The organism is Roseomonas sp. HF4, from assembly GCF_005222755.1.
Taxonomy (GTDB): Bacteria; Pseudomonadota; Alphaproteobacteria; order Acetobacterales; family Acetobacteraceae; genus Neoroseomonas.
Window position 1 is genome coordinate 109,449 of record NZ_STGD01000010.1, and the last position, 24,680, is coordinate 134,128.

At 74.5% G+C, this 24,680-nt stretch carries 22 protein-coding genes; 14 read left to right on the top strand and 8 right to left on the bottom strand.

Going from position 1 to position 24,680, the window contains the following annotated elements; genetic code table 11:
• The first annotated feature begins 140 nt into the window (after positions 1-140).
• From E8M80_RS15985 to E8M80_RS16040, 12 genes are all read left to right on the top strand, one after another.
• Positions 141-1,109 (top strand): dienelactone hydrolase family protein, encoded by a 969-nt coding sequence (locus E8M80_RS15985; RefSeq protein WP_137126706.1) that lies wholly within the window; start codon positions 141-143, stop codon positions 1,107-1,109.
• Positions 1,110-1,504: 395 nt separating this feature from the next.
• A complete protein-coding gene (gene trpB / locus E8M80_RS15990) occupies positions 1,505-2,743 on the top strand; it encodes a tryptophan synthase subunit beta (protein WP_137126707.1) in 1,239 nt (412 codons plus the stop codon).
• Positions 2,744-2,897: 154 nt separating this feature from the next.
• Positions 2,898-3,728, top strand: coding sequence for a tryptophan synthase subunit alpha (gene trpA, locus E8M80_RS15995; RefSeq protein ID WP_137126708.1), 831 nt, complete (start codon positions 2,898-2,900; stop codon positions 3,726-3,728).
• Positions 3,725-4,645, top strand: a complete 921-nt coding sequence (locus E8M80_RS16000; protein ID WP_137126709.1) for a bifunctional riboflavin kinase/FAD synthetase — start codon at positions 3,725-3,727, stop codon at positions 4,643-4,645. Before trpA ends, E8M80_RS16000 begins: the two co-directional genes overlap by 4 nt.
• Positions 4,646-4,769: 124 nt before the next feature.
• Positions 4,770-5,420, top strand: coding sequence for a hypothetical protein (locus E8M80_RS16005; protein WP_137126710.1), 651 nt, complete (start codon positions 4,770-4,772; stop codon positions 5,418-5,420).
• A gap of 171 nt (positions 5,421-5,591) precedes the next feature.
• Positions 5,592-8,387, top strand: a complete 2,796-nt coding sequence (ileS, locus tag E8M80_RS16010; RefSeq protein ID WP_137126711.1) for an isoleucine--tRNA ligase — start codon at positions 5,592-5,594, stop codon at positions 8,385-8,387.
• Positions 8,388-8,428: 41 nt separating this feature from the next.
• The gene (lspA, locus tag E8M80_RS16015) at positions 8,429-8,926 is read left to right on the top strand and encodes a signal peptidase II (protein ID WP_137126712.1); all 498 of its coding nucleotides are present in this window, start codon (positions 8,429-8,431) and stop codon (positions 8,924-8,926) included.
• Positions 8,923-9,492 carry a DUF3035 domain-containing protein gene (locus E8M80_RS16020; RefSeq protein ID WP_137126713.1) on the top strand — a complete coding sequence of 190 codons (570 nt, stop codon included), beginning with the start codon at positions 8,923-8,925 and terminating at the stop codon, positions 9,490-9,492. The genes lspA and E8M80_RS16020 overlap by 4 nt, the downstream gene beginning before the upstream one ends.
• Before the next feature lie 139 nt (positions 9,493-9,631).
• Positions 9,632-10,993: a pitrilysin family protein gene (locus tag E8M80_RS16025; protein ID WP_240790070.1), complete on the top strand. Its 1,362-nt coding sequence runs from the start codon at positions 9,632-9,634 to the stop codon at positions 10,991-10,993.
• Positions 10,994-10,995: 2 nt separating this feature from the next.
• Positions 10,996-12,249 (top strand): pitrilysin family protein, encoded by a 1,254-nt coding sequence (locus E8M80_RS16030; protein ID WP_137126715.1) that lies wholly within the window; start codon positions 10,996-10,998, stop codon positions 12,247-12,249.
• 269 nt (positions 12,250-12,518) lie between these two features.
• Positions 12,519-14,156: a glucose-6-phosphate isomerase gene (gene pgi / locus E8M80_RS16035; protein WP_137126716.1), complete on the top strand. Its 1,638-nt coding sequence runs from the start codon at positions 12,519-12,521 to the stop codon at positions 14,154-14,156.
• Complete coding sequence (locus E8M80_RS16040) at positions 14,153-14,701, top strand: MOSC domain-containing protein (RefSeq protein ID WP_240790071.1); 549 nt, start codon at positions 14,153-14,155, stop codon at positions 14,699-14,701. The genes pgi and E8M80_RS16040 overlap by 4 nt, the downstream gene beginning before the upstream one ends.
• 12 nt (positions 14,702-14,713) lie before the next feature.
• Here the strand turns inward: E8M80_RS16040 and E8M80_RS16045 are convergent, their stop codons facing one another.
• From E8M80_RS16045 to E8M80_RS16055, 3 genes are read right to left on the bottom strand one after another with little or no spacing between them, the layout of a single operon-like run.
• Positions 14,714-15,427, bottom strand: coding sequence for a lysophospholipid acyltransferase family protein (locus tag E8M80_RS16045; protein ID WP_137126717.1), 714 nt, complete (start codon positions 15,425-15,427; stop codon positions 14,714-14,716).
• On the bottom strand, positions 15,424-16,401 hold the full coding sequence (locus E8M80_RS16050) for a phosphatidate cytidylyltransferase (RefSeq protein WP_137126718.1): 978 nt from the start codon (positions 16,399-16,401) through the stop codon (positions 15,424-15,426). Before E8M80_RS16050 ends, E8M80_RS16045 begins: the two co-directional genes overlap by 4 nt.
• On the bottom strand, positions 16,398-17,042 hold the full coding sequence (locus tag E8M80_RS16055; protein WP_137126719.1) for a CDP-alcohol phosphatidyltransferase family protein: 645 nt from the start codon (positions 17,040-17,042) through the stop codon (positions 16,398-16,400). Before E8M80_RS16055 ends, E8M80_RS16050 begins: the two co-directional genes overlap by 4 nt.
• Before the next feature lie 113 nt (positions 17,043-17,155).
• On the opposite strand from E8M80_RS16055, the gene mutL reads away from it, so the two are divergent.
• The gene (gene mutL, locus E8M80_RS16060; RefSeq protein ID WP_137126720.1) at positions 17,156-18,985 is read left to right on the top strand and encodes a DNA mismatch repair endonuclease MutL; all 1,830 of its coding nucleotides are present in this window, start codon (positions 17,156-17,158) and stop codon (positions 18,983-18,985) included.
• A gap of 12 nt (positions 18,986-18,997) precedes the next feature.
• Here mutL and E8M80_RS16065 read toward each other — a convergent pair whose 3' ends face one another.
• The 4 genes from E8M80_RS16065 to E8M80_RS16080 form a co-directional block, all read right to left on the bottom strand.
• Complete coding sequence (locus E8M80_RS16065) at positions 18,998-20,500, bottom strand: glycosyltransferase (RefSeq protein WP_137126721.1); 1,503 nt, start codon at positions 20,498-20,500, stop codon at positions 18,998-19,000.
• A gap of 9 nt (positions 20,501-20,509) precedes the next feature.
• Positions 20,510-21,076, bottom strand: coding sequence for a 16S rRNA (guanine(966)-N(2))-methyltransferase RsmD (gene rsmD / locus E8M80_RS16070; protein WP_137126722.1), 567 nt, complete (start codon positions 21,074-21,076; stop codon positions 20,510-20,512).
• A gap of 337 nt (positions 21,077-21,413) precedes the next feature.
• Positions 21,414-22,304: a pseudouridine synthase gene (locus E8M80_RS16075; protein WP_240790072.1), complete on the bottom strand. Its 891-nt coding sequence runs from the start codon at positions 22,302-22,304 to the stop codon at positions 21,414-21,416.
• Complete coding sequence (locus E8M80_RS16080) at positions 22,301-23,011, bottom strand: gamma-glutamyl-gamma-aminobutyrate hydrolase family protein (protein ID WP_137126724.1); 711 nt, start codon at positions 23,009-23,011, stop codon at positions 22,301-22,303. The genes E8M80_RS16075 and E8M80_RS16080 overlap by 4 nt, the downstream gene beginning before the upstream one ends.
• A 107-nt stretch (positions 23,012-23,118) precedes the next feature.
• Here E8M80_RS16080 and E8M80_RS16085 point away from each other — a divergent pair, with 107 nt between their 5' ends.
• Entirely contained in the window at positions 23,119-23,820 is a 702-nt protein-coding gene (locus E8M80_RS16085) for a ribonuclease activity regulator RraA (protein WP_137126725.1), read from the top strand.
• A gap of 33 nt (positions 23,821-23,853) precedes the next feature.
• Here E8M80_RS16085 and E8M80_RS16090 read toward each other — a convergent pair whose 3' ends face one another.
• Positions 23,854-24,669: a hypothetical protein gene (locus tag E8M80_RS16090; protein WP_137126726.1), complete on the bottom strand. Its 816-nt coding sequence runs from the start codon at positions 24,667-24,669 to the stop codon at positions 23,854-23,856.
• Positions 24,670-24,680: the final 11 nt, after the last annotated feature.

The window sequence follows — 24,680 nt, forward strand, 5'->3', positions numbered from 1 at the left end:
AGGTGCCAAAGAAGGTTGTGGGGGGTTTCGGGGGGAGAAGTTCCCTTCTCCCCCCGGCTTCCCCGCCCGTTCCCCCTCCGAGGGTTGACGCGCGCCACCTCGGCGGCCCAGCGTTGCGCGATCCGACGGAGGAACGACCCATGCGCGCGCTGACGCTGCTCCTGGCCTTCCTGCTCGCGGCCTGCGGCGGCGGCCCAAGGCCCGACGTGTTCACCTATGTCGGCTCGGGCAACCAGCCGATGGCGGCCGAGCTCTGGCTGCCGGAGGGCACCGGGCGCGTGCCGGTCGTCATCCTCTCCCACGACGTGCGCGGCAAGCGCGACCCGCATCTGACCGACTACGTCAACGCGCTGAAGGGCTCGGGCGCCGCCGTGCTGGTGCTCGACCACTATGCGTCGCGCAGCATCGACACCTCCCGCCCGCCGCCGGAACGCGCCTGGATCACGGCGATGGACTTCGCGATCGACGCCTATGGCGCGCTGGAAGCCCTGGCGGAACATCCGCGAATCGACCGCCGTCGCGCGGGCCTGGTCGGCTTCGGGGAAGGCGGCGGCGGCGGCGCGCTGCTGGCCGCGCACCAGTGGCTGATCGCGCAGCGCCCGGCGAACGGGCCGCGCTTCCTGGCCTTCGCGGCAGTGGCGCCGGAATGCGCCTACCGCCTGGGCAACCGCGCGACCAACCGCGCGCCGATCCTGATGCTGGTGGCCGAGCGCGACAACCGCACCGGCCGGGCACCCTGCGACGACCTCGCCTCCTACCTCCGCGCCGCGGGGGGCAACGTCACGGTCAACCTGTACCGCGGCGCCCGGCACGGCTTCGACGACCCGGCCGGGCCGGTGCGCGCCGACCCGCAGGGGGAGAACATCACCCGCTGCGTCTGGCAGCAGGGGCCGGACGGGCTGTGGCGCGAACGGGCCTCGGGGGTGACCGGCGCCTCGCTGTTCCGCATCAACCAGACCGAGGCGTCGCAGCAGGCCTATCTGCAGTCGCGCCAGGCATGCCGGACGCTCGGGACGGAAACCCAGGGGGATGCGGCGCTGCGCGGGCGCGCAGTCGGCGAGGTCGCGGGGCACATGAAGACGCATGTGATCGACGCGCGGGTTCGGTGAGGGCGGGCCGGCCGAGCCGCGCCATCGGCCCGACCTGGATTTGTCCGAAACCGCCCACCGGCTGCTGCGGGCGGCGCTGAATTCCGTCGCGACGCAGCCGGCCACGGTCTTCCGGCCCTTACGCGACCTGTTGTACCCGGCCGGCCGCCAGCCCCTCTGCTGGCGCCTGCGGTGACCGCGCCATGCCGTCGCCCCGGTATCGGTTTCCGAAAGCCCTTCGGCCTTCGCGGGTTCCCATCGGCGTTGCTGCGCAACGTCGATGGGAACCCGTGGCGGGGTGCTCCGGAGGGGCGGCGCCCCTCCGCGCGATGTACCCTACCTCCCCCTGGCGCTATGGCCCGCCTGCCGCATATCCGTTACACCCCGCCCTTTCCGGGAACGCCGAGGCACCCCCTTTGAACAAGCCCCTGCCCAATTCCTTCCGCCAGGGCCCCGATGCCCGCGGCCGTTTCGGCCAGTTCGGCGGACGTTTCGTTGCCGAGACGCTGATGCCGCTGATCCTCGAGGTCGAGCAGGCCTACGAGGCGTCGAAGACGGACACCGCCTTCCAGGCCGAGTGGCGCCGCCTGCTGACGCATTACGTCGGCCGGCCAAGCCCGCTCTGGTATGCGGATCGCCTGACCACCCACCTGCGCAAGGGCGCGGCGCCCGGCATGGGCGCCAAGGTCTATTTCAAGCGCGACGAGCTGAACCACACCGGCGCGCACAAGATCAACGCGGTGCTCGGGCAGATCCTGCTCGCGAAGAAGATGGGCAAGACGCGCATCATCGCCGAGACCGGCGCCGGCCAGCACGGTGTCGCCACCGCCACCGCCTGCGCGCTGTTCGACCTGCCCTGCACGGTCTTCATGGGCGCGACGGATGTCGAGCGCCAGCAGCCCAATGTCTTCCGCATGAAGCTGCTGGGCGCCGAGGTGGTGCCGGTGACCTCCGGCGCCGCCACGCTGAAGGACGCGATGAACGAGGCGCTGCGCCATTGGGTCGCGAATGTCGAGGACACCTACTACTGCATCGGCACGGTGGCCGGCCCGCACCCCTATCCGGCCATGGTGCGCGACTTCCAGTCCGTGATCGGGGAGGAGACGCGCGGGCAGATGATGGCCGCCGAGGGCCGCCTGCCCGATGCGCTGGTGGCCGCGATCGGCGGCGGGTCCAACGCGATGGGGCTGTTCTATCCGTTCCTCGACGACGAACAGGTCGCGATGTACGGCGTCGAGGCCGCGGGAAAGGGCGTCGAGACCCATGAACACGCGGCGTCCCTCACCAAGGGTCGTCCCGGCGTGCTGCACGGCAACCGCACCTACCTGCTGCAGGACGAGGCCGGGCAGATCCTGGAGGCGCACAGCATCAGCGCCGGGCTCGACTACCCGGGCGTCGGGCCGGAGCATTCCTGGCTGCACGAACTCGGCCGCGTGAACTACGTGCATGCGACCGACGACGAGGCGCTGGCCGCCTTCCAGCTCTGCTCGAAGCTCGAGGGCATCATCCCCGCGCTCGAGCCCGCGCATGCGCTGGCCTACGTGATCCGCCAGGCGCCGCTGATGCCGGCGGACAGGATCGTCGTGATGAACATGTGCGGCCGCGGCGACAAGGACATCTTCACCGTCGCCCGCCACCTGGGGGTGCAGCTGTGACGACCGCGATCGCAACCATTCGGCCCGATGCCCCGCATCGGCCCGGGAGCGCTCAGCGCGACCGCGCCCAGCCCGCCCGCCATGCCCCGCGCGCCAGCGCATGGCGCGCAAGCCAGCCGGCCGGAGGCCGCGCCCGGCGCGTGAGGGCATTCGCATGAGCCGGATCGCGGCGCGCTTCGCGGCGCTGAAGCACGAAGGGCGCGGCGCGCTCGTGACCTATCTTTCGGGCTACGATCCCGACCCGGCGACCTCGCTCGCCATCCTGCGCGGCCTGCCCGGCGCGGGGGCGGACGTGATCGAGGTCGGCGTGCCCTTCACCGACCCGATGGCCGACGGCCCCTCGATCCAGCGCGCCGGGCTGCGCGCGCTGAAGGCGGGCGCGACGCTCGACGGCGTGCTCGCCCTCGTGCGGGACTTCCGCAAGGAGAACGCGGCGACGCCGGTGGTGCTGATGGGCTACTACAACCCCATCCTGTCCTACGGCGTGGATGCGTTCTGCAACGACGCGGCCGCCTCCGGCGTCGACGGCCTGATCGTCGTGGACGTGCCGCCCGAGGAAGCGGACGAGATCGAGCCGCAGGCAAAGGCCAACGGCCTCGACCTGATCCGCCTCGTGGCGCCGACAACGGATGACGCGCGCCTGCCACGCGTGCTCGCGGCCACCACGGGCTTCGTCTACTACGTCGCGATCACCGGCATCACCGGCACGCGGAGCGCGACCACGGCCGACCTCGCTGCCGCGCTGCCGCGCATCCGCCCGCATACCGACCTGCCGGTCTGCGTCGGCTTCGGCATCCGCACGCCCGAACAGGCGGCCGAGGCCGCGCGCATCGCCGATGGCGCCGTGGTCGGCACGGCGCTGGTCGATGCGCTGGCCGCGAGCCTCGACGCGGAGGGCCGCGCGAAGCCTGACACGGTGCGCAAGGTCCTCGACCAGGTGCGCGCCCTGGCCGAGGCGGTGCGCGGCGTTCCGAGCGCCGCGTGATCGTCGGGGCCTGGCACCAGGTCCCGCGCGAGGCGCGCGGTGCGACGGTCGCGCTCGGCAATTTCGACGGTGTGCATATCGGCCATGCCGCGGTGCTGCGCGCGGCGCATGCCGCGCGGCCAGACCTGTCGCTGGCCGTGCTGACCTTCGAGCCGCACCCGCGCGAGCATTTCCGGCCCGACGACCCACCCTTCCGGCTGACGCTGCTGCCCGCCAAGGCGGCCGCGCTGCGGGAGGCGGGCGCAAGCTTCGTCTTCGCGCTGCCCTTCGACGATGCCTTCGCGGCGATGTCGGCCGAGGCCTTCGTCGAGCACGTGCTGCATCGCGGCCTCGGCGCGAAGCACCTCGCCTGCGGGCCGGACTTCGCCTTCGGCCACCGCCGCGGCGGCGACGTGGCGTTCCTCGCGCGGGAGGCCGAGGCGCGCGGCATGGGCCTGACCATCGTGCCGCCGGTCGAGCAAGGGGGCGAGGCCATCTCCTCCTCCCGCATCCGGCGGCTGCTGCAGGACGGCTACCCCGAGCGCGCCACCGAGAAGCTCGGCCGGCCGTGGGAGATTCGCGGCACCGTGGTGCATGGCGACAAGCTCGGCCGCGTGCTCGGCTGGCCGACGGCGAACATCTGGATCGGCCGGCACCTCGAACCCGCGCGCGGCGTCTATGCCGTGACGGTCGCGCTGCCGGACGGGCGCGTGGCGAAGGGCGTGGCGAATGTCGGGCGCCGGCCCACGCTCGGCGGCGATCCCGAGACGCGGCTCGAGACCTTCGTCTTCGACTTCGACGGCGACCTCTATGGACAGGAGATCGGCGTGCGGCTCGTGCGCTTCCTGCGCCCGGACGCGAAATTCGCCGGGCTCGAGGAATTGAAGGCCGCGATCGCCGAGGATGCGCGCCAGGCGCGCGCAGTGCTCGGCGCATGATCGCGCGGCGCGCGCCGCATGCGCGGGGCCGTGCGGAAACGCACTGCTTCACGCGGCCGGTGGGCGTAGTGTCGGGCCACATCACGAGGTCCAGAGGCCTGCCATGCGGTGCTTCGCTTCCTCCGTGGCGGCCGGGCTCATCGGCCTGGCCAGCCCGGCCGCCCTCGCCCAGTTCGCCGCCTTCGACCTGGTCTGGGTGCGACCGGCGGCCGAAAGCGGCGCGCCGTCGCCCTGCGCGCGCATCCTCGTGCTCGACCTGCCGCGGGACTGGATGGCCGGCGACGCCGCCGCCGTGGTCATCGCCGATCGCGCCGACGCAGCCGCGGCCTTCCCTCCGCTGCGCGCGGCGTTGCTGGCCGAGCGGACAGCGGTACTGGAATTCCCCTCCGGCGCCGCGGAGGGCTGCCATGTCGCGCCGGGCCCCCTCGCCGAGGTGCTGGGCGCGCTGCGGGACCTGCGCGAGGACGTCGGCGCCGGCGTGGTGGTGGCGGTGGGCGTCGGCACCGCCGGGGCCGCCGTGCTCGACGCGGCGCGGGAGGAGGTCGCGGCGCGCTTCCTCGGCCATGCCGGTGCGCGGCTGGCGGTCGCGGTTGCGATCGGCCCCGATGGCACCCGCACGTATGCGCGCGGCACGCGCCCGCCGGCCGAGGAAGCCTGGCCCGAACGGTTGCCGCTGCTCTGCGCCGCGCTGGCGGGCGCCGAAGGGCCGGCCGCATGCATGGCCGCGCTCGCGCCGGAAGGACCGCGCTTCGTCACGGCGCGCCCGCTGCCCTGAGGCGCGCGGGCTGCGCTTGACGCGCCGCCACGGGCTTCCGCATATGCCGGCATGGCTTGGCCCGCACCCGCGCGAATTATCGCCCCGGCCCTCCGCTGAGGGCCGGGTTCCGCACGCGCGCCGCTTCCCATTCCCGCGCCCGCCCCGCTCCGGGCGCCCCGAGACACCGCCATGACCGACACCGCCACCGAGGCCCGCGACTACCGCGGCACCGTCTTCCTGCCGAAGACGTCCTTCCCCATGAAGGGCGACCTGCCGAAGCGCGAGCCCGCGATGCTCGAGCGCTGGGCACGGCTCGACATCTGGCAGCGGCTGCGCGCGCAGTCGAAGGGCCGCGACACCTTCGTCCTGCATGACGGCCCGCCCTATGCCAACGGCAACCTCCATATCGGCCACGCGCTGAACAAGATCCTGAAGGACGTCATCAACCGCGCCGCGCAGATGGCGGGCCGCGACGCCAACTACGTCCCCGGCTGGGACTGCCACGGCCTGCCGATCGAATGGAAGGTCGAGGAGGAATACCGCGCGAAGGGCCGCGACAAGGATGCCGTGCCGGTGCTGGATTTCCGCGCCGAGTGCCGCGCCTACGCGCAGCATTGGCTCGGCGTGCAGTCCGAGGAATTCCAGCGCCTCGGCGTCTTCGGCGACTGGTCCGACCGCTACGCCACGATGGACTTCGAGTCCGAGGCCAAGATCGCCGGCGAGATCGGCAAGTTCCTGCTCAACGGCTCGCTCTATCGCGGCCTGCGCCCGGTGATGTGGTCGCCGGTCGAGAAGACCGCGCTGGCCGAGGCCGAGATCGAGTACCACGACCACGTATCCCCCACGCTGCACGCGAAGTTCCGCATCCTGCGCGCGGAGGCGGCGGACCTGGTCGGCGCCGGCGTCGTCATCTGGACCACCACGCCCTGGACCATGCCCGGCAACCGCGCCGTCGCCTACGGGCCGCAAATCGACTACGCGCTGGTGCATGTGGAGGGCGTGAGCGAGGCCTCGCTGCTCAAGGTCGGCGATCGGCTGCTGGTCGCGCTGCCGCTGCTGCCGAGCTTCGAAAAGGAGGCCGGCATCGGCGCGCACAGCATCCGGCGCCTGCTCAAGGGAGCGGAGCTGGACGGCGCCGTCGCCGCCCACCCGCTGCGCGGCCAGGGCTACGATTTCGATGTGCCGCTGCTGCCCGGCGACTTCGTGACCACCGAGGCCGGCACCGGCTTCGTGCACATCGCGCCCGGCCATGGCGAGGACGACTTCAACCTCGGCCGCCAGTTCGGCCTGCCGATCCCCGAGACCGTCAACGACGACGGCACCTTCACCATGCACGCGCCGGGCTTCACCGGCCTGCACGTCTTCAAGGCGCATACCGCGATCTACGACGCGATGAGGGAAGCCGGCACGCTGGCGGCGACGGGGAAGCTCACGCATTCCTATCCGCATTCCTGGCGATCCAAGAAACCGGTGATCTTCCGCGCCACGCCGCAATGGTTCATCGCGATGGATGACGCGAATGCCATCCGCGAGAAGGCGCGCGACGCGATCGCCAAGACGCATTTCGTGCCCGAGGCCGGGCGTAACCGGCTCGATTCCATGATCGCCGCACGCCCTGACTGGTGCATCAGCCGCCAGCGCGCCTGGGGCGTGCCGATCCCGGTCTTCGTGTCCAAGCAATCCGGCGAGCCGCTGCGCGACCCCGCCATCATCGAACGCGTGGTCGAGGCCTTCCGCACCGAGGGCGCGGACGCCTGGTACAAGCCCGGTGCGGCGGCGCGCTTCCTCGGCCCCGACCGCGACCCTGCGCTCTACGAACAGGTCATGGACATCGTCGACGTGTGGTTCGAGAGCGGCTCGACGCACGCCTTCGTCCTGCCGCCGCGCGGCCTGCCCTTCCCGGCGGACCTCTACCTGGAAGGCTCGGACCAGCATCGCGGCTGGTTCCATTCCTCGCTGCTCGAATCCGTCGGCACCAACGGCGTCGCGCCCTTCAAGGCGGTGCTGACGCACGGCTTCGTCCTGGATGAGCAGGGGCGGAAGATGTCGAAGTCGCTGGGCAACGTCACCGCGCCCCAGGACGTGATGAAGCAGTACGGCGCCGACATCCTGCGGCTCTGGGTGATGAATTCCGACACCGCGCTCGATCTCCGCATCGGCCCCGAGATCGTGAAGCAGCAGGCGGAATTGTATCGCCGCATCCGCAACACGCTGCGCTGGCTGCTCGGCAGCCTGGACGGCTTCACCGACGCCGAGACGGTGCCCCATGCCGAACTGCCCGAGCTCGAGCGCTGGGTGCTGCAACGGCTGACCGAGATCGACGCGCGCATCCGCCGCGCGGTCGAGACGCATGACTGGTCGGGCGTCTATCCCGAGATCCACAATTTCTGCGCGGCCGACCTCAGCGCCTTCTACTTCGACATCCGCAAGGACGCGCTCTACTGCGACCGCGCGGACAGCCCGCGCCGGCGCGCGGCGCGCACGGTGCTCGACGTGCTGCACCGCTGCCTCTGCAAGTGGCTGGCGCCCGTGCTGGCCTTCACGGCGGAGGAGGCGTGGCTCGCGCGCTTCCCGGACGAGGAGGGGAGCGTGCACCTGCTCGACTTCGTCTTCGTGCCGGAGGGGTGGAAGGATGATGCGCTGGCGGCGAAGTGGGCGCGCATCCGCGAATTGCGCGGCCTGGTGACATCGGAACTGGAGAAGGCGCGCGCGGCCGGCACCATCGGGTCGAGCCTGCAGGCAGCGCCCGCGCTGGCGCTGCCCGAGGCCGACGCCGCGCTGCTGCCGGCCGAGGCCTGGGCCGAGACCTGCATCACCTCGGGCTTCGCGCTATCGGTTGGTGATGATGTCCCGGCGGCGGCCTTCCATGCCGCCCCCGGCACCAAATGCGCCCGCTGCTGGCGCGTCCTGCCCGAGGTCGGCACCTCCGCGAAGCACCCGACGCTCTGCCTCCGCTGCGAGGATGCCGTGGAGGCGCTCTCGTGATGGCGGGGGCACGGGGGCAGCGCCCCCGCGGACCACCTCGCATGAGCCTCCGCCTCGGCCTCCCCGTCGCCGCCGGCATCCTGGCCGCCGACCAGGCGTCGAAGTGGTGGATCCTCGAGGTCGCCCGCCTCCCCGAGGTCGGCCAGATCCCGCTGTGGGAGGCCGGCCCCTTCGGCCTCGACCTCACCATGGTCTGGAACCGCGGCGTGACGTTCGGCCTGCTGTCCGGCGACAGCGCCTGGAACCAGGTGGCACTGGCGCTGGTCGCGATCGCGATCGCGGGCTTCCTGCTGCGCTGGATGGCGCGGGCGGAGAACCGGCTGACCGCGCTGGCGCTGGGCGGCGTGGTCGGCGGCGCGGTCGGCAACGTGATCGACCGCTTCCGTTTCGGCGCCGTGGTGGACTTCGTCGATGCCCATGCCTGGGGCTGGCACTGGTATGTGTTCAACGTGGCCGACGCCGCGATCGTCTGCGGGGTGGCAGCGCTGGTCGCGGATGCCTTGTTCCGGCCCAAAGCCCAGCCTAAGGAGGGGTCATGAGGATGCGCCTTTCCCCACTGCCCGCCCTGGCGGTCGCCCTGCTGCTCGCCGGCTGCGGCGAGAACACGACCCGCACGCTCGGCCTCGTGCGCGACGCGCCGGACGAGTTCCAGGTGACGACGCGGGCGCCGCTGTCCATGCCGCCCGACATGACCTCGTTGCCGACCCCGCGCCCGGGCGCGGCGCGGCCGCAGGAACGCTCGGCCCGCCAGCAGGCCGAGGCGCTGCTCGTGCCCGGCCTGTCGCTCGACGACCCGCGCCGCGCGCCCGGCGCCCGTGTCTCGGTGGGGGAGGCCGCACTGATCCAGGGCGCCGGCCCCGATGCGCCCGACGACATCCGCCGCCGCGTGGATGAGGAGAGTCTGCGCCTCGACCAGCCGAGCCGCGCCCTGTCGGACCGACTGATCTTCTGGCGCGACCCGCCGCCGCCCGGCGTGGCGGTGGACCCGTCCCGCGAAGCACAGCGCCTGCGGGAAAATGCGGCGCTCGGTCGGGAGGAAGGCGTCGGCCAGACCCCGGTGGTGCAGCCGCGCCGCCAGTCCTTCTGGGAATGGATCGGGTTCTGACAGCCCGCCCGGATCGCGCCATGCCGCGCGGTCCCAGGGCGGCGGCGCCCCGCCCGCGGTCTGCACCGCGCAAGCATACGCTTCCGTAAGGCGGCTTCCCCCGGCGGGGGGGCGCCCCTATCTCTGGACCATGCCTGTCATGACCCGCCGCCGCTCCATGGGCGCGCTCGCCGCGCTCGCCGCCGCCACCCAAGCCGGGCGCGCCATGGCGCAGGCCGCGCCGCCGCCCAACCGGCCCCTGTTCGGCGCGAAGCAATGGGAGCTCCGCAACGGGCTCCGCGTCGTGTTCCACGAGAACCGCCGCGCGCCGGTCGTGGCGCAATACCTGTATTACGCGGCGGGCGGCGCCGAGGATCCGTCCGGCCGCTCGGGCGTGGCGCATTTCCTCGAGCACATGATGTTCAAGGGCAGCCCGAACGTCCCCTCGGGCGAGTTCTCCCGCCGCGTCGCGCGGGAAGGCGGCAACGACAACGCCTTCACCTCGCGCGACGTCACCGCGTATTTCCAGCAGGTCGAGGCGTCGCGCCTGCCGATGATCATGGCGATGGAGGCCGACCGCTTCTCCGCCGCGCTGATCCCGGCCGACCAGCTGGAAAGCGAGCGCAACGTCGTGCTCGAGGAACGCCGCCAGCGCACCGACAGCAACCCCCGCGCACGCTTCCAGGAAGCCTTCCGCGCCGCGCTCTGGGGGCCGCAGGCCTGGCCTGGCCGTCCCATCATCGGCTGGGAGGACGAGATCCGCGCCATCACCCGCGACGACCTGACCGGATTCTACGGCCGGTTCTACGCGCCGCACAACGCGACGCTGCTGGTCTCCGGCGCCGTCGAGGAAGCACGGCTGCGCGACCTGGCGGAGGAACACTACGGCCGCGTCGCCGCCCGCCCCGGCGCGGGGCGCGACCGCCCCCGCGCGCCCGCCGCGCCGCACGAACCCCGGCTCGTGGCCCGCGAGCGCACCGCGCGCGAAGCCCTGTTCCTGCGCGCCTGGATGGCGCCGAGCCTGACCACCGACGGCGCGCGCTACGCCCTGCCGCTGGAGGCGCTGGCGCATCTGCTCGGCCGCGGCCAGGGCAGCCGGCTGCATGCCGCGCTGATCGAGACCGGCCTCGCCGTCTCGGCCGGCGCCGCCTATGACGGGGAGGCCGCGGCCGAGACAGAGTTCATGCTCTGGGCCGTGCCGCGCCGCGGCATCACGCCCGAACGCCTGGAGGCCGCCGTCGCGGCGGAAGTCGCGCGGCTGCTGCAGGACGGCCCTTCGGAGGAGGAGGTGGCGCGCGCGACGCGGCAGCTCTCGGCCGGCGCGCTGCTGGCACTTGACAGCTTCGGCGCGGCGCCGCGGATGCTGGGCGGCACGCTCGCCATCGGCCTGCCGGCCGAGGTGGTGGAATTCTGGCCCGCGCGCCTGCGCGCCGTGACACAGCCCGAGGTCGCGGCCGCCGCGCGCGCCGTGCTCGCGCGCCCGACCGACACGGTCGGCTGGCTCCTGCCCGAGGCCGCCTGAGCATGAGCACGAACTTCACCCTGCCGATCCAGGTGGTCGAGGCCGGCCCCGTGACCGCCTGGCTGGTCGAGGATCATTCCGTGCCGGTCGTCTCGCTGTCATGGTCCTGGCCGGGCGGCGCGGCGCGCGATGCCGCGGGCGCCGAGGGCACCATGGCGATGGCGACCGCCATGCTCTCGGAGGGGGCCGGCGACCTCGACGCCACCGCGTTCCAGGACGCGCTGCGCGACGCGGCGATCGGCCTGTCCTTCTCCGCCGGGCGCGACAATTTCGAGGGCGGCTTCCGCTGCCTGACGGATGCGTTGCCCGAGGCGCTGCGCCTCGCGCGGCTCGCCATGACCGCGCCGCGCTTCGAGGCCGACGCGGTGGAACGCGTGCGCGCGCGCGCCATCGCCGGCGCGCGCCAGGTGCTCGAGACCCCGCGCGGGCAGGCGAGCCGCGCCTTCTGGGCCGCCGCCTTCCCGCAGCACCCGGCAGGGCGGCCCTCCGGCGGCACCGCCGAGAGCCTGGCCGGCGTGACGGTGGAGGCGATGCGTGCCGCGCTCGCCGCGCAACTGCGCCGCGGCGGCGTGCTGGTGGCTGCCGCAGGCGCCATCCGGCCGGCGGAACTGGCGGCGCTGCTGCCCGACCTGCTGGGCTCCCTGCCCGAGGGCGCGCCCTCCGCGCCGCCGCCGCTGCCGCCCTTCACCGCCTTCGGCCGCCAGGTCGTGCCGGTGCCGAGCTCGCAGTCGCAGGTCATCATCGGCCAACCGGGCATCGCCGCGACCGACCCCGACTGGGAAGCCGCGCAGGTGGTGCTGCGCGTGCTCGGCGGCGGCGGCTTCTCCTCCCGCCTCATGCAGGCGGTGCGGGTGGAACGCGGCCTGACCTATGGCATCGGCGCGGGGCTCGACACCATCTTCGGCGGCGGCGTCGTCACCTCCGCCTTCGCCACCGAGAACGCGCGCGTGGCCGAGGCGCTCGAGGTGACGAAGCGCGTCTGGTCCGAACTCGCCGCCTCCGGGCCGACGCCCGGCGAGTTGGACGAAGCGGTTGCCTACCTGACCGGGTCGCTGCCGCTGCAGTTCACCGACACCCGGCGCATCGCCGCGACGCTGCTGGCCATGCGCCGCAACGCCCGGCCGCTCGACTGGCTCGACGGGCGTACCGAACGGCTGCGCGCCGTCACGGTGCCCACGGCCGCGCGCGTCGCCGGCGCGCTGCTCCGGCCCGGCGACCTCGCGGTGACGGTGGCGGGGCAGCCGGTCGGGATCTGACGGGGCGGATACTGCCCTGGCGTTCGTCGGCTCCGCGCCGTGCCCCGTTCGCCGCGGCGTGGCGGACGGACCTCACGGCCGGCGGCGCGCAGCGCCGCGCCCTCCGGCGCCTCCACGCCGGTCGGGCGCAGGCGTTCCGCGCGTGCCGCCGCGGGCAGGGCGCCCAGCGCCAGGACGGCGCGTCCGGTCCGCATGCGGGCGGATGTGCTGGCGGCCTCGCGTCGTGCCGAGCCCGTGGCACACTGGCCCCGCACAAGAGGGAGATGCCGATGCCCAGACACGCCGCCGAAGCCGCCTGGTCCGTCGTGGAAGCACTCGGACGGCGCCCCGGCGCGGCCGCCATCCGGCCGCTGTTCGCCGCCGCGCCGGACCGCCCGGCGCGCATGACGCGACGCGCCGGCGACATCCTGCTCGACCTGTCGCGCACCTCCGTCTCGGCCGAGATCCTGGACGCGCTGCTCGCCCTGGCGCGCGCCGCCGACATGGAAGGCTTCCTTGCGCGCATGGCGGCCGGCGCGCCGGTCAACGCCACCGAGGGCCGCGCCGCCCTGCACATGGCGCTGCGCGCCCCGCCCGAGGCCACGTTCCGGGCGGGGGAGGAGGACGCGACGGCCGCCGTGCAGGGCACGCTCGCGGCCATGCGCGGCTTCGTCGCGCGCATCCATGACGGCACGCTGAAAGGCGCCACCGGCCTGCGCTTCACCGACGTGCTGAACATCGGCATCGGGGGCTCCGACCTCGGCCCGGCCATGGCGGCGCGCGCGCTCTGGACGCCCACCTGCCCGATGCGCGCGCACTACCTCGCGAATGTCGACGCCCATGCGTGGGAGGAGGTGCGCGCGCGCCTCGACCCCGCCCGCACGCTGGTGCTGGTGGCGTCCAAGACCTTCACGACGCAGGAGACGATGACCAACGCAGCGCTCGTGCGCGCCTGGCTCGCCGCGGCGGTGGGGGAGGCGGGGGCCGGCGCGCATCTCGCCGCGCTGTCCACCAACCTGCCGGCGACGGCTGCCTTCGGCATCGCGCCCGAACGTGTCTTCGGCTTCCGCGACTGGGTGGGCGGGCGCTTCTCGATGTGGAGTGCGATCGGCCTGTCGCTGGCGCTGGCGCTCGGCTGGGACGCCTTCGCCCGGCTGCTCGCCGGCGCGCGCGCGATGGACGAGCACGTGCTGTCCGCGCCGCTGGCGGACAACCTGCCGGCGCTGCTGGCGCTGGCCGAGGTCTGGCACGTCGATGCGCTGGGCTACCCCGCGCGCGCCGTGCTGCCCTACGACGAGCGCCTGGCGCGCCTGCCCGCCCACCTCCAGCAGCTCGAGATGGAAAGCCTCGGCAAGCGCGTCGCACTGGACGGCAGCCTGCTCGCGCGCGCCTCCGGCCCCGTGGTGTTCGGCGAGCCCGGCACCAATGCGCAGCATTCCTTCATGCAGTTGCTGCACCAGGGCACGACGCCGGTGCCGGCCGACATCATCCTGGTCGCGAACCCCGACCACCCCCATGCCGACAGCCACCGCAAGCTGCTGGCGAACGGACTGGCGCAGGCCGAGGCGCTGCTGCGTGGCAAGGACGCGGCCGCCGTGGAGGCCGAGATGCGCGCGGCCGGCGCCGACGCGGCCGCGGTCGCACGGCTGCTGCCGCACCGCGTCTTCCCCGGCGACCGGCCGAGCGCGCTGATCCTGCTGCCGCGCCTCGACGCCTTCACGCTGGGGCAATTGGTGGCGCTGTACGAGCACAAGGTCGCGTGCCTCGGCGCGCTGTGGGGCATCAACCCCTTCGACCAGTGGGGGGTGGAGCTGGGCAAGCAGCTGGCGGGCGGCGTGCTGGCGGCCCTGGAAGGACGGGGTTCGGCGCGTGACCCGGCGACGGCGCCGCTGGTCGCCGAGATCCTGCGCCTGCAGGCGCGCGCGTGATCCGGCAGGGGCGTGTGCGCGCCGTCGCCCGCGACGCCGCCCACCGCTTCAGCAAGGCGGTGGTGCCGGAGATCCTGTTGCGCACGGGCCTCGGCGTCGAGGGCGACGCCCATGCGGGCGCCACGGTGAAGCACCGGTCCCGCGTCGCGCGCGACCCGACCCAGCCCAACCTGCGCCAGCTGCACCTGATCCAGGCCGAGCTGTTCGACGAGCTCGCGGCGCAGGGCTTTGCGATCGCGCCCGGCGAGATGGGGGAGAACGTCGCCACCGAGGGCCTCGACCTGCTCGCGCTGCCGCGCGGCACGTTGCTGCGCCTGGGCGCCTCGGCGGTCGTGGAGGTGACCGGCCTGCGCAACCCCTGCGCCCAGCTTGACGCGTTCCAGCCCGGGCTGATGCGGGCGGTGCTGGGCCGCGACGGCGCGGGCGCCCTGCTGCGCAGGGCCGGGATCATGGCGGTGGTGCGCGCCGGCGGCGCGGTGCGGGCGGGGGATGCGCTGCGGGTGGCGCTGCCGGCCGGGCCGCATCACGCGCTGGCGCCGGTCTAGCGCAGGGCGGCGTCAGGCCGGGGCCAGACCCCGCACCGCTGCCTCGCAGCGCGCGGCGACGTCCTCCCACCCCTGCCGCGATGCCGCGCAATCCTCGAACCGGAGCGGTGCGCCGATCCGCAGCCGCAGCCGCCGCGGCGCAGGAAAGCGCCGCTGCGGTGGCCAGGCGGCGAAGGCGCCGTCGAGGAAGCACGGCACCACCGGAACCTGCGTTCCCGCCACCAGCGCGCCGATGCCCGGCTGGAAGCGCGCCATGGCGCCGTCGCGGCAGCGCGTGCCCTCGGGGAACAGGATGTAGACCAGGCGGTCCTCGATCAGGCGTTCGCGCAGCGTCGCGATCTCGCTCGCGCGCGTCTTCTTGCGCCAGACCGGCAGCGCGTTGACGGCATAGGCCGCGAAGGCCGAGGACAGCGTCGATCCGAAGAAGGTGTCCCCCGCCGCCAGCGCATGCGCGCGCCGCGCCGCATCGCCGCGCAGCACGGCGGACAGCGTCAGCGCATCGAGGTGGCTCGCATGGTTCGCCACCAGCACGAAGGGCGCCGGCGGCAAATTCTCCCGCCCCGTCACCTCCAGCCGATGGAACGCCGCGAGATACGTCCGCAGCAGCGCCCGCCAGGCGCCGCCCACCAGCACCGACCCCAGGCCGCGTTCGCGCGACAGGCTGCGCAGCCGCTGTTCGGCCGGGAGCCCGTGGTCGCGCGCCGGGCGCAGCTCGAACTCCTTCATCCGCCGGTGATCAGACGCGCCGGCTGCCCCATCCCGAAGCCCACGAAGAACTGGATGACGTGGAACGCCGCGGGCGCCACCAGCAGCAGGGAATTGAAGCGGTCCAGCACCCCGCCATGGCCGGGCAGGATGGTGCCCATGTCCTTGATGCCGATGTCGCGCTTGATCGAGGACAGCATGAGGTCCCCCGCCTGCGCGCCGACGCCCACCACCAGCCCCAGCAGCAGCAGCCAGTGCCACTGCGCCAGCGGCGTGCCCGCGAAGATGAAGGACGACAGCACCGCCACCAGCAGCGTGGTGACGCCGAGCGCGCCAACCGCGCCGGAGATGGACTTGTTCGGGCTCGTCGCCGGCGCCAGCTTCGGCCCGCCGATCAGCTTGCCGAAGGTGAAGGCCGCGACGTCCGACAGCGCCACCGTGGTCAGCAGCATCAGCAGGATCGGCCGGTAGCCCGGCTCGTTCGCCATGAAGGACAGGTGCGCCAGCCCCGCGCCGAACAACATGTAGGCGAAGACGCCGAGCGCCGTGCGCTGCACGTACCCCGCCGGGCGGTCCAGCGGGATGGTGCCGACCACGATCACGCCGACGGTCAGCGGCCAGAGCGCCACGAAGAACCCGTACCAGTGGTCGAGCGCGGCGAAATTCGCCGCCAGGATGCCGAGCACCACGATCCCCGCCACCAGCCTTTCGCGGAACAGCCCCGTCGCGCGGTCGAACTCGCGCAGGCACGCGAGGCCGAGCAGCGTGACCGCGCCGATCACCCATTCGCGCCCGAGCAGCACCGGGCCCATCATCAGCGGCAGCAGCAGGCACCAGGATGCGGTGCGCAGCCACAATTCGCGGCGCAGTTCCTGCGTGCCGCGGCCCTTCAGCGTCATCACGCCGATCACCGCGAAGGCCGCGGCCACCACCAGCACGGCGGCGGCGACGATGCCGATGGCGACCGGGTGGTCGAAGGCGCCCTGGCGGGTCATGGCCGCGCCGCCAGCGCCGCCGCGGCGCGCGAGAGGCGCAGCCAGGCCGTCAGCAGGGACCCGATCGTGATCGCCGCCAGCACGCCCCAGGGTGCCCAGGCGCCGCCCGACCAGGCGGCCGGGACCAGCGCGCACCACAGCGCGAGCACCGTGACCAGCGCCATGCGGTGCTGCTTCGCCATCGGACCCGAGAAGTCCGACGGCGCGCCGGCCGCGCGCGCCGTGGTGCGGACATAGGCCGTCGCCATCGCCGCCAGCGCCGCCGCCAGCCCCAGCGCCGGCGACCCCGCCGCGACGCCGAGGCCCGCCAGCACCGCCGTGTCGGACACGCGGTCCGGCACCTCGTTGTAGAGTTCGCCGACCGGCGAGGCGACGCCGCGTCCGATCGCCACCATGCCGTCCAGCAGGTTCGCCGCGAGGCGCGCCTGCACCAGCGCCGCGCCCAGCAGCCAGAAGGCCGAGGCCCCACCCGGCAGCCAGGCCACGGCCGCGAAGGCAAGGCCCGCCAGCAGCCCCGCCGCCATGCCGGCCAGCGAGATCCCGTTCGGCGAGGCGCCGCGCGCCACCAGCACCGCGGCGACGCGCTGCGTCACGCCCAGGCTGCGCGCCGCGATCGGCCGCCGGTCCGCCTCCTCCGCCATGCCTGCCCCCCGTGCTGCGTCGGCCGAGCATCGCGCGATCCGCCCGGCAGCGGAAGGAAGCGTTGCAGGGCGCGGCACCGGGGCGACGGCCGCGGCGGCTGGTATAAGGCTCCATGGACTCCGTCCGCCCGGTCGAGTCGCCCCCGCGCCCGGCCATCCGTCGCCTGCCCGAGACCACCGCCAACCGCATCGCCGCCGGCGAGGTGGTCGAGCGCCCGGCCGCCGCGGTGAAGGAGATCGTGGAGAACGCGCTCGATGCCGGCGCGACGCGCGTCTCGGTCGTGCTGGACGGCGGCGGCATGGACCGCATCCTGGTCGAGGACGACGGCTGCGGCATGGACGCGGCCGACCTCGCGCTTGCCATCGAGCGACACGCCACATCCAAGCTGCCCGAGGAAGCGACGCTGTTCCGCATCGCGACGCTCGGCTTCCGGGGGGAGGCGCTGCCCTCGATCGGCGCCGTGGCGCGGCTGGCGATTACCTCCCGCCCGGCGGGCGGCTCCGCGCACCGCATCGCGGTCGAGGGCGGCCGCGTGGCGGAGGTGACACCCGCCGCCGGCCCGCCCGGCACGCGGGTCGAGGTGCGCGACCTGTTCTTCGCGACGCCCGCCCGGCGCAAGTTCCTCCGCCACCCGCGCACCGAGGCCGAGCACGCGATCGAGGCGGTGCGCCGCCTCGCGCTCGCCTGGCCCGGCGTGGCCTTCCGTGTCGAGAGCGAGGGGCGGGAGGCGCTCGCCCTGGCCGCCGCCGACTGGGAGGGCCGCATCCGCCAGGTGCTCGGCCCCGGCTTCGCCGCCGCCGCCGTGCCGGTCGAGGCGGTCGGCGCGGCGCTCGACCTGCGGGGGCTCGCGGCGCTCCCCTCCTACACGCGGCCGACCACGGCGGCGCAGCATTTGGTGGTGAACAACCGCCCCGTGCGCGACCCGCTGCTGCGCGTGGCGCTGCGCGTCGCCTTCCGCGACGTGATCGAGGCCGGGCGGCATCCGGCCGCGGCGCTGTTCCTGACCGTGCCGCCCGAGAGCGTGGACGTGAACGTCCACCCGATGAAGACCGAGCTCCGTTTCCGCGAGGGCGAGGCGGTGCGCGGCGCGGTGATATCGGCGCTGCGCCGCGCGATCGCGGTCGGCGGGGGCGCGGCCGTCGCGGTGGCCGGCTGGTCGCCGGGACCCGCGCCGGCGCCCCCGCCGCCCCGGCCCGACGCGCTGCCCGGCGGCGCGGCGCCGTCCGGCGGATCGCCGGCCGGCGGCTTCGCGGAAGCCATGGCCCCGTTGCAGGCCCCGGGTCCCATGCAGCGCGCCCTCGGCCTGGTGCCGGCGGCGCCGCCACGGTCGGCCGCGCAGGCGGAGCGCGCCCCCGACCATCATCCGCTCGGCCGCGCCCTGGCGCAGATCCTGGAAACCTACGTGCTGGCCGAGGCACCCGACGGCGCCCTGGTGCTGGTGGACCAGCACGCCGCGCATGAGCGCCTGACGCATGAGGCGCTGAGCGCGCAGCTGGTCGAGGGCGGCGTACGCGCGCAGCCGCTGCTGCTGCCCGCCGTGGTGGACCTGCCGGCGCGCGACGCGGCGCGGCTGCTCGAGCACGCGCCGGCGCTGGCGCGCCTCGGACTCGAGATCGAGGGCTTCGGCGGGGCCGCGGTGCTCGTGCGCGCGCTGCCGGCGCTGCTCGGCACGCCGGACCCGGCGCCGCTGCTGGCCGACCTCGCCGAGGAACTGGCGGAGCTCGGGGAAGCGGCGTCGCTGCAGCAGCGCCTCGACGCCGCGGTGGCGCGGCTCGCCTGCCACGGCAGCGTGCGGGCGGGGCGCCGGCTGCTGCCGGCTGAGATGGATGCGCTGCTGCGCGCGATGGAGGCGACGCCACGCGCGGCCACCTGCAGCCATGGACGGCCGACCGTGCTGCGGCTGGATGCGGCGGCGCTGGAGCGTATGTTCGGGCGGCGGTGACGGCGCGCCGCGCTACGCCGGCGCGTCGGTGAGCAGCGCGGCCTCCATCAGCGTCCATCCGCGCCCGGAGCCCTCGACGGCGCGCAGCAGCACGGATTTCGCCCCGGCGGCGAGCAACGCGGCACCCGGCAGCTCGATCGCCGCGATGCCGGCCTCGGCCGTCACGCTCGCGATCGGGCGCGCGCCGTCCAGCACCTCGAGCCGCGCCGCGCCCGCCGCGCCTGTCGGCGCCAGCTGCAGCGTCACGGCCGCGAGCCGCCGCTGCGCGAAGGCTTCCGTCAGGTCGATGGTGGCGCCGCCGGCCATGGCGACGCGGCCTTCCTCCGCGCGTGTCCATCCGGCGCCGAGCAGCGCCGCGCCGGGGCCGCGGTGCCAGTCGTTGATGTGCAGCCGCTCTCCCGGCTTCAGCGTCGCGAGCCGCAGCCGGAGCGCGAGCCGCGCCGCCTCGCGCTCGGCGCGCGCCAGCCGCGTCGCGTGCTCCGCCTGCATCCGGCGCGTCGCCTCGGGCCCGAAGCCGCCCGGACGGGGGGAGGCGAGCATCGCCTCCAGCGTCTCGGCGCCGCGCATGGCATCGCCGGGGGCGGGACTGCCGGCCAGGGCGATGGCCTCGGCATGGATCGCCCGCAGCCTATCCATGTAGAGGTCCAGGCCGATCTCGGGCATCGCGACGCGCCGGAGTGCGGCCTGCGTCGCCGGGTCGATCGCGGCGATCTCCGCCACCACCGCCGCCGGGTCGAGCGGGCGGGCCAGCGCGGCGCCGCCGAAGTTGCGCCGCCGCAGCGTGTGGAAATTCTCCGGCGTCACGAGCCCCGCGAGACCGCGCGCATCGGCGCAGACCACGGCGCAGCCGGCGGCCATCGCCTCCAGCGCCGTGCGGTCGGAACTGACGACGACGGCATGCGCGGCCATCACCTCGGGCAGGTTCGACACCACCGGGCCGATGCCGCGGCCGACGCAGGTCACGGCGAAGCCCTGGGCGCGCAGCACATGCGCGAGGTCGGGCAGCGCCCCGGCCTGGTCGCCCTTGCCGACGATCAGCACGCTCCGCGCCGCGGGCGGGACGGCCGGCGCCACGACATTCCCGAGGTCGGCCGCGTTCGGCAGCATCCGGATCCTGTCCTCGCCGATCCCGCCCTCGCGCCGGATGCGTTCCGCCGTCTCGGCCGAATGGGCGATGAAAAGCTGCGCCGAGCCCGGCGGCGGCGGCCGGTCCCAATGGCTGCGGTAGTCGTGGCAGGACCACACCGCCGGAGCGCGGGCGAAGGCCGCCCGCGCCACCAGGAAGGGTGCGTTGTGCTGGCCGTGGATGAGGTGGGGGTCGAAGCCCTCGAGGTCGCGGATGCGGTCCGCCACGACGATGCCGCGCGGCGTCAGAACCTGCGCCGTCGGCCCCTTGAGCGGCGTGTAGACGGCGACGGTGTCGCCCGCACCCTGCAGGCGCAGCGCCACCTCGGCGGTGACGAGTTCCGTGCCGCTCCGCCCGCTGACGCTGATGTTCGTGACCAGGATGCGCATGGCACGCCCTCAGCACGGCTCCCCGGGCGCGCGCAGCACGTGCAGCTTCGCCGCGCCATGGCTGCGGGACGCCACGGCCTCGTAGCCCGGAAGGTCGAGCACCTCCTCCAGCCCCATCTCGGCCACCAGCAGCGCGCCGGGCCCGATCCAGCCTGCCGCCGCCAGCGCGGCCACGGCTGCGGGGACCAGCCCGCGCCCATAGGGCGGGTCGAGGAACAGCAGCCCGCAGGGCACCCGCGCGACGGGCGGTCGCGTCGCGTCGGTGGCGAGGACGGCCGTGCGGGCTTCCTCCCGGCAGGCGCCGATATTGGCGCGCAGTGCGACCAGCGCGGCGCGGTCCTTCTCGACGAAGGTGCAGTGGTCGGCGCCGCGCGACAGCGCCTCGAGCCCCAGCGCACCGGTGCCGGCGAAGGCGTCGAGCACGAGCCGGTCCTGGATCGTGGTCCGCCCGCCCCAGGGGGCGTGCCAGAGCATGTCGAACAGCGCCTGGCGGACGCGCTCGGCGGTCGGGCGGGTCGCCTCGCCCTCCGGTGCGCGGAGCGTGCGCCCGCGGTGGCGGCCGGCGATGATGCGCATGTTTATCGTGCCCTCAGGCGGCGGGCGCCGGCCATCCGGCCGGCTTGCCTGCGCGCCATGGGCTGATGCGTCTGGGGCGGCTGGTGGTCTGGGCGCGGTCGCGCCGTGCGCTCCCGGCGCGCGGCAGTGCCGCGCGCCGCGGGGGATGGGGTCGCGACTGGTGCGCGGGCTGTCGGGGATGAGGCCGGGATAGGACCGCGCGGTGAGCGGGTGCGCGTGCCGGTCGGGCGATCCCTGATGCGGGGAGGGGCTGTGGTTGCGCCATGCGCCGCGGCTGCGGCGCCCCGGGCCGCAGGGCGGGCCGCCCCCACGGGGGCGGCGCCTGCGGCGGGTGGTGTCACGGGCCTCGGCCCCGCGGACCGTCGCGGCCGCGCACGGGGCGGCGCGTGCCCATCGAGGCGTTGCGCGCGCGCGGCGGGCGGCGCGGCGCATCGGGCGGCGGCTCGGCCAGCGGCGCTTGCGCCACCTCGCGCAGCCGCTTCGGCGCGTCGAGGCCCAGCTGGTCGCGCAGCACCTTGGCGTTCACTTCCTCGACCGCGCCGCGCGGCAGGATGCCGAGCTGGAAGGGGCCGTAGGCGGTGCGGATCAGCCGCGTCACCTCCAGGCCCATATGCGCCATGACGCGGCGGATCTCGCGGTTCTTGCCTTCCTTCAGGGAGACGGTGAGCCAGGCATTGGTGCCCTGCCGCGCGTCGAGCCCGGCCTCGATGGGACCATAGGCGACGCCGTCCACCGTCACGCCGCGCGCCAGCGCCGCGAGCGCCTTCTCGTCCACCCGGCCGTGCACGCGGACCCGATACCGCCGCAGCCAGCCGTTCGACGGCAGCTCGAGCTTGCGCGCCAGCTCGCCGTCGTTCGTCAACAGCAGCAGCCCCTCACTGGTCAGGTCGAGCCGACCGACGCTCACCAGCCGCGGCAGGCCGGGCGGCAGCCTCTCGAACACCGTGGGCCGGCCTTCCGGGTCGCGATGCGTGGTCACCAGCCCTTCCGGCTTGTGGTAGCGGAACAGCCGCGTGCGCTCGGGCGCCGCCACCGGCTTTCCGTCCACCGCCACGTGGTCGCCGGGCGTGATGAAGGTGGCGGGTGTCTCCACCACCTTGCCGCCGAGCTTCACGCGGCCCTCGGCGATCATCTTCTCGGCGTCGCGGCGGGATGCGACGCCGGCGCGGGCCAGCCACTTCGCGATGCGCTCGCCGCGCTTCGGGTCGTCCGGGGCATCGTCGGTCACCGGCAGGCCTCCACGAAGGCGGCGAAGATCGCCGGGTCGCGCGGGTCCACGCCGTATTCGGGGTGCCATTGCACGCCGAGCGCGAAGCGGTGGCCGGGATGCTCGATGCCCTCGACCACGCCGTCCGGCGCCACCGCGTTGACCACGCCGCTGCCCGCCGTCGCCACCGCCTGGTGATGCGCCGAATTCACCGCCATGCGGTCGGTGCCGACGATGCGCGCGAGCAGCGTGCCCGGCGCCACCGCGACCTCGTGCCCGGGTTCCGTGCGCGGATTGGGCTGTTCGTGCGGCAAGGCGCCCGCGACCTCGTCCGGGATGTGCTGGACCAGCGTGCCGCCGAAGGCGACCGCGAGCAACTGCTGCCCGCCGCAGATGCCGAGCACGGGCTTGTCGGCCGCGAGCGCGGCGCGCGTCGCCGCCATCTCGAAATCCGTTCGGCCGGGCTTGAGCGTGACCTTCGGATGCGGCGCGCCGCCGCCCCAAAGGGCCGGGTCGACGTCGAAGGCGCCGCCCGTCACCAGCAGCCCGTCCACCTCCGCCAGGTAGGCCGCCGCCAGATCCGGGTGGTGCGGCAGTGCCACCGGCAGCCCCCCGGCCGCGGCGACGGCGGCGAAGTAGTTCTGCCGCAGCGCGTACCAGGGCAGCCTCGACCAGCCCCCGGCGGGTTCCGAATCGAGGGTGACGCCGATCAGGGGGCGGGTGCGCATGGCGTCTCGTAGCGAGGCGGGCGGCCCCTCGGCAAGCGCCAGCCGCGGCGCCCCCCTTGCGGCGGCGGCGCCCCCCTGCGATGCACGCCCCCGAAGGAGACCCGCCCATGCCGCTCGCCGCCGCCCAGAAGACCGCCCTCGAGGGCGTCTGCACCGCCACGCTGACCACCGTCCTGCTCAAGAAGGGCGTGCGCTTCTGCTACATCGCGGGCTCCCGCCCGATCGTGCCGGGCAACACGAAGCGCATCGTCGGTCCCGCCTTCACGCTCCGCTTCACGCCGACGCGCGAGGACCTCGCGACCGTCGATTCCTGGTCCTCCCCCCGTTCGACCCGCGCGGCGATCGAGGCGATGCCGGAAGGCTGCGTCGCCGTGGCCGATGCGATGGGCAGCACGGCGGCCGGCATCTTCGGCGACATCCTCTGCGCCCGAATGGCGAAGAAGGGCGTCGCGGGCCTGGTCACCGACGGCGTGGTGCGCGACGGCGCGGGCGTGATCGGCACGGGCCTGCCGGTGTACTGCCAGGGCTACGTGGCGCCGGCCTCCGTCGCCGCGCTGAACTTCGTGGGCTGGGAGGAGACGATCGGCTGCGGCGGCGTCACGGTCATCCCGGGCGACATCGTCGTGGCCGATGCCGACGGCGCCGTGGTCATCCCGCAGGCGATGCTGGACGCCGTGGTCGAGGCGGCGGTGGAGCAGGAGCGGCTGGAAGCCTGGATCATGACCGAGGTGGAGAAGGGCGTGCCGCTGCCCGGCCTCTATCCGCCCAACGCCGAGACCAAGGCGCGCTACGAGGCGACGCGCAAGTGAGCCGTCGGCGTGCGGGGCGCCCGGCCCCGCGCGTCACTCCACCAGAACGCGCGACGGCGTGACCACCACGCCGTTCGACCGCCCCCCCGCGAAGGTCTCGATGCGCGTCGCGTAGCCCTGCGCGACCACCATGCCGGTCGGCACGTCCACCGCGACGCGCGCGAAGATCGCGACGCGCGCCTCCGCCGCGCCGCCGCGCAACCGCCCAGCGAGTTCCACGGCGCAGCGCGCCACCAGCACCGACCGTCCCGCGACGGCGCCGGTCCCCTCCGGCCGGCAGGCCATGCCCTGCGGGGAGCCCTCGACCGGCAGGGCGAAGCCTTCCCCGGGCGCGATCCGCCGCCGCGTCAGGCTGAGCGTCGCGAACTGGTCCCGCCAGGCGGCGAGCAGCCCGTCGCGCGCCGCATCGGGCGGCGGGTCGCTGCCGTCTGCGCGCGCGGCGGCGAACTCCGTCACGCGGCCCTCCGTGTCGCGTCGCGCGGCGATGCGCAGCGACGTGCCCTCCTGCACCAGGGTCAGGCGCACGGCGTCACCCTCCACCCGCGCCTCGGCGACCGCCAGGCAGTCTCGTCGCGGGGGGCGGCCGGGGTTCAGCCCCTGCTCCCGGCAGATGCGGCGCCAAGGTCCCCAGGCCGAGCCGCCGAGCATGACCGGCGCGCGCATCTCCCGCACCGGGCCGTCGAGCGCGAGGTCCGGGGCCGCCGCGCGCCAGTCGGTGCCCTGGGCCAGGGCCGGAAGGGAAAGGGCCAGGCAGAGGCCCGCACCAATGACCCAGGGGCGGACCGGGGAAGGCGCAGCCTCCGTCGGGCTCCCTCCGCCGAGGGCCGAAAGGCCCTCGGAACCCGGCATCCTATGGCCTT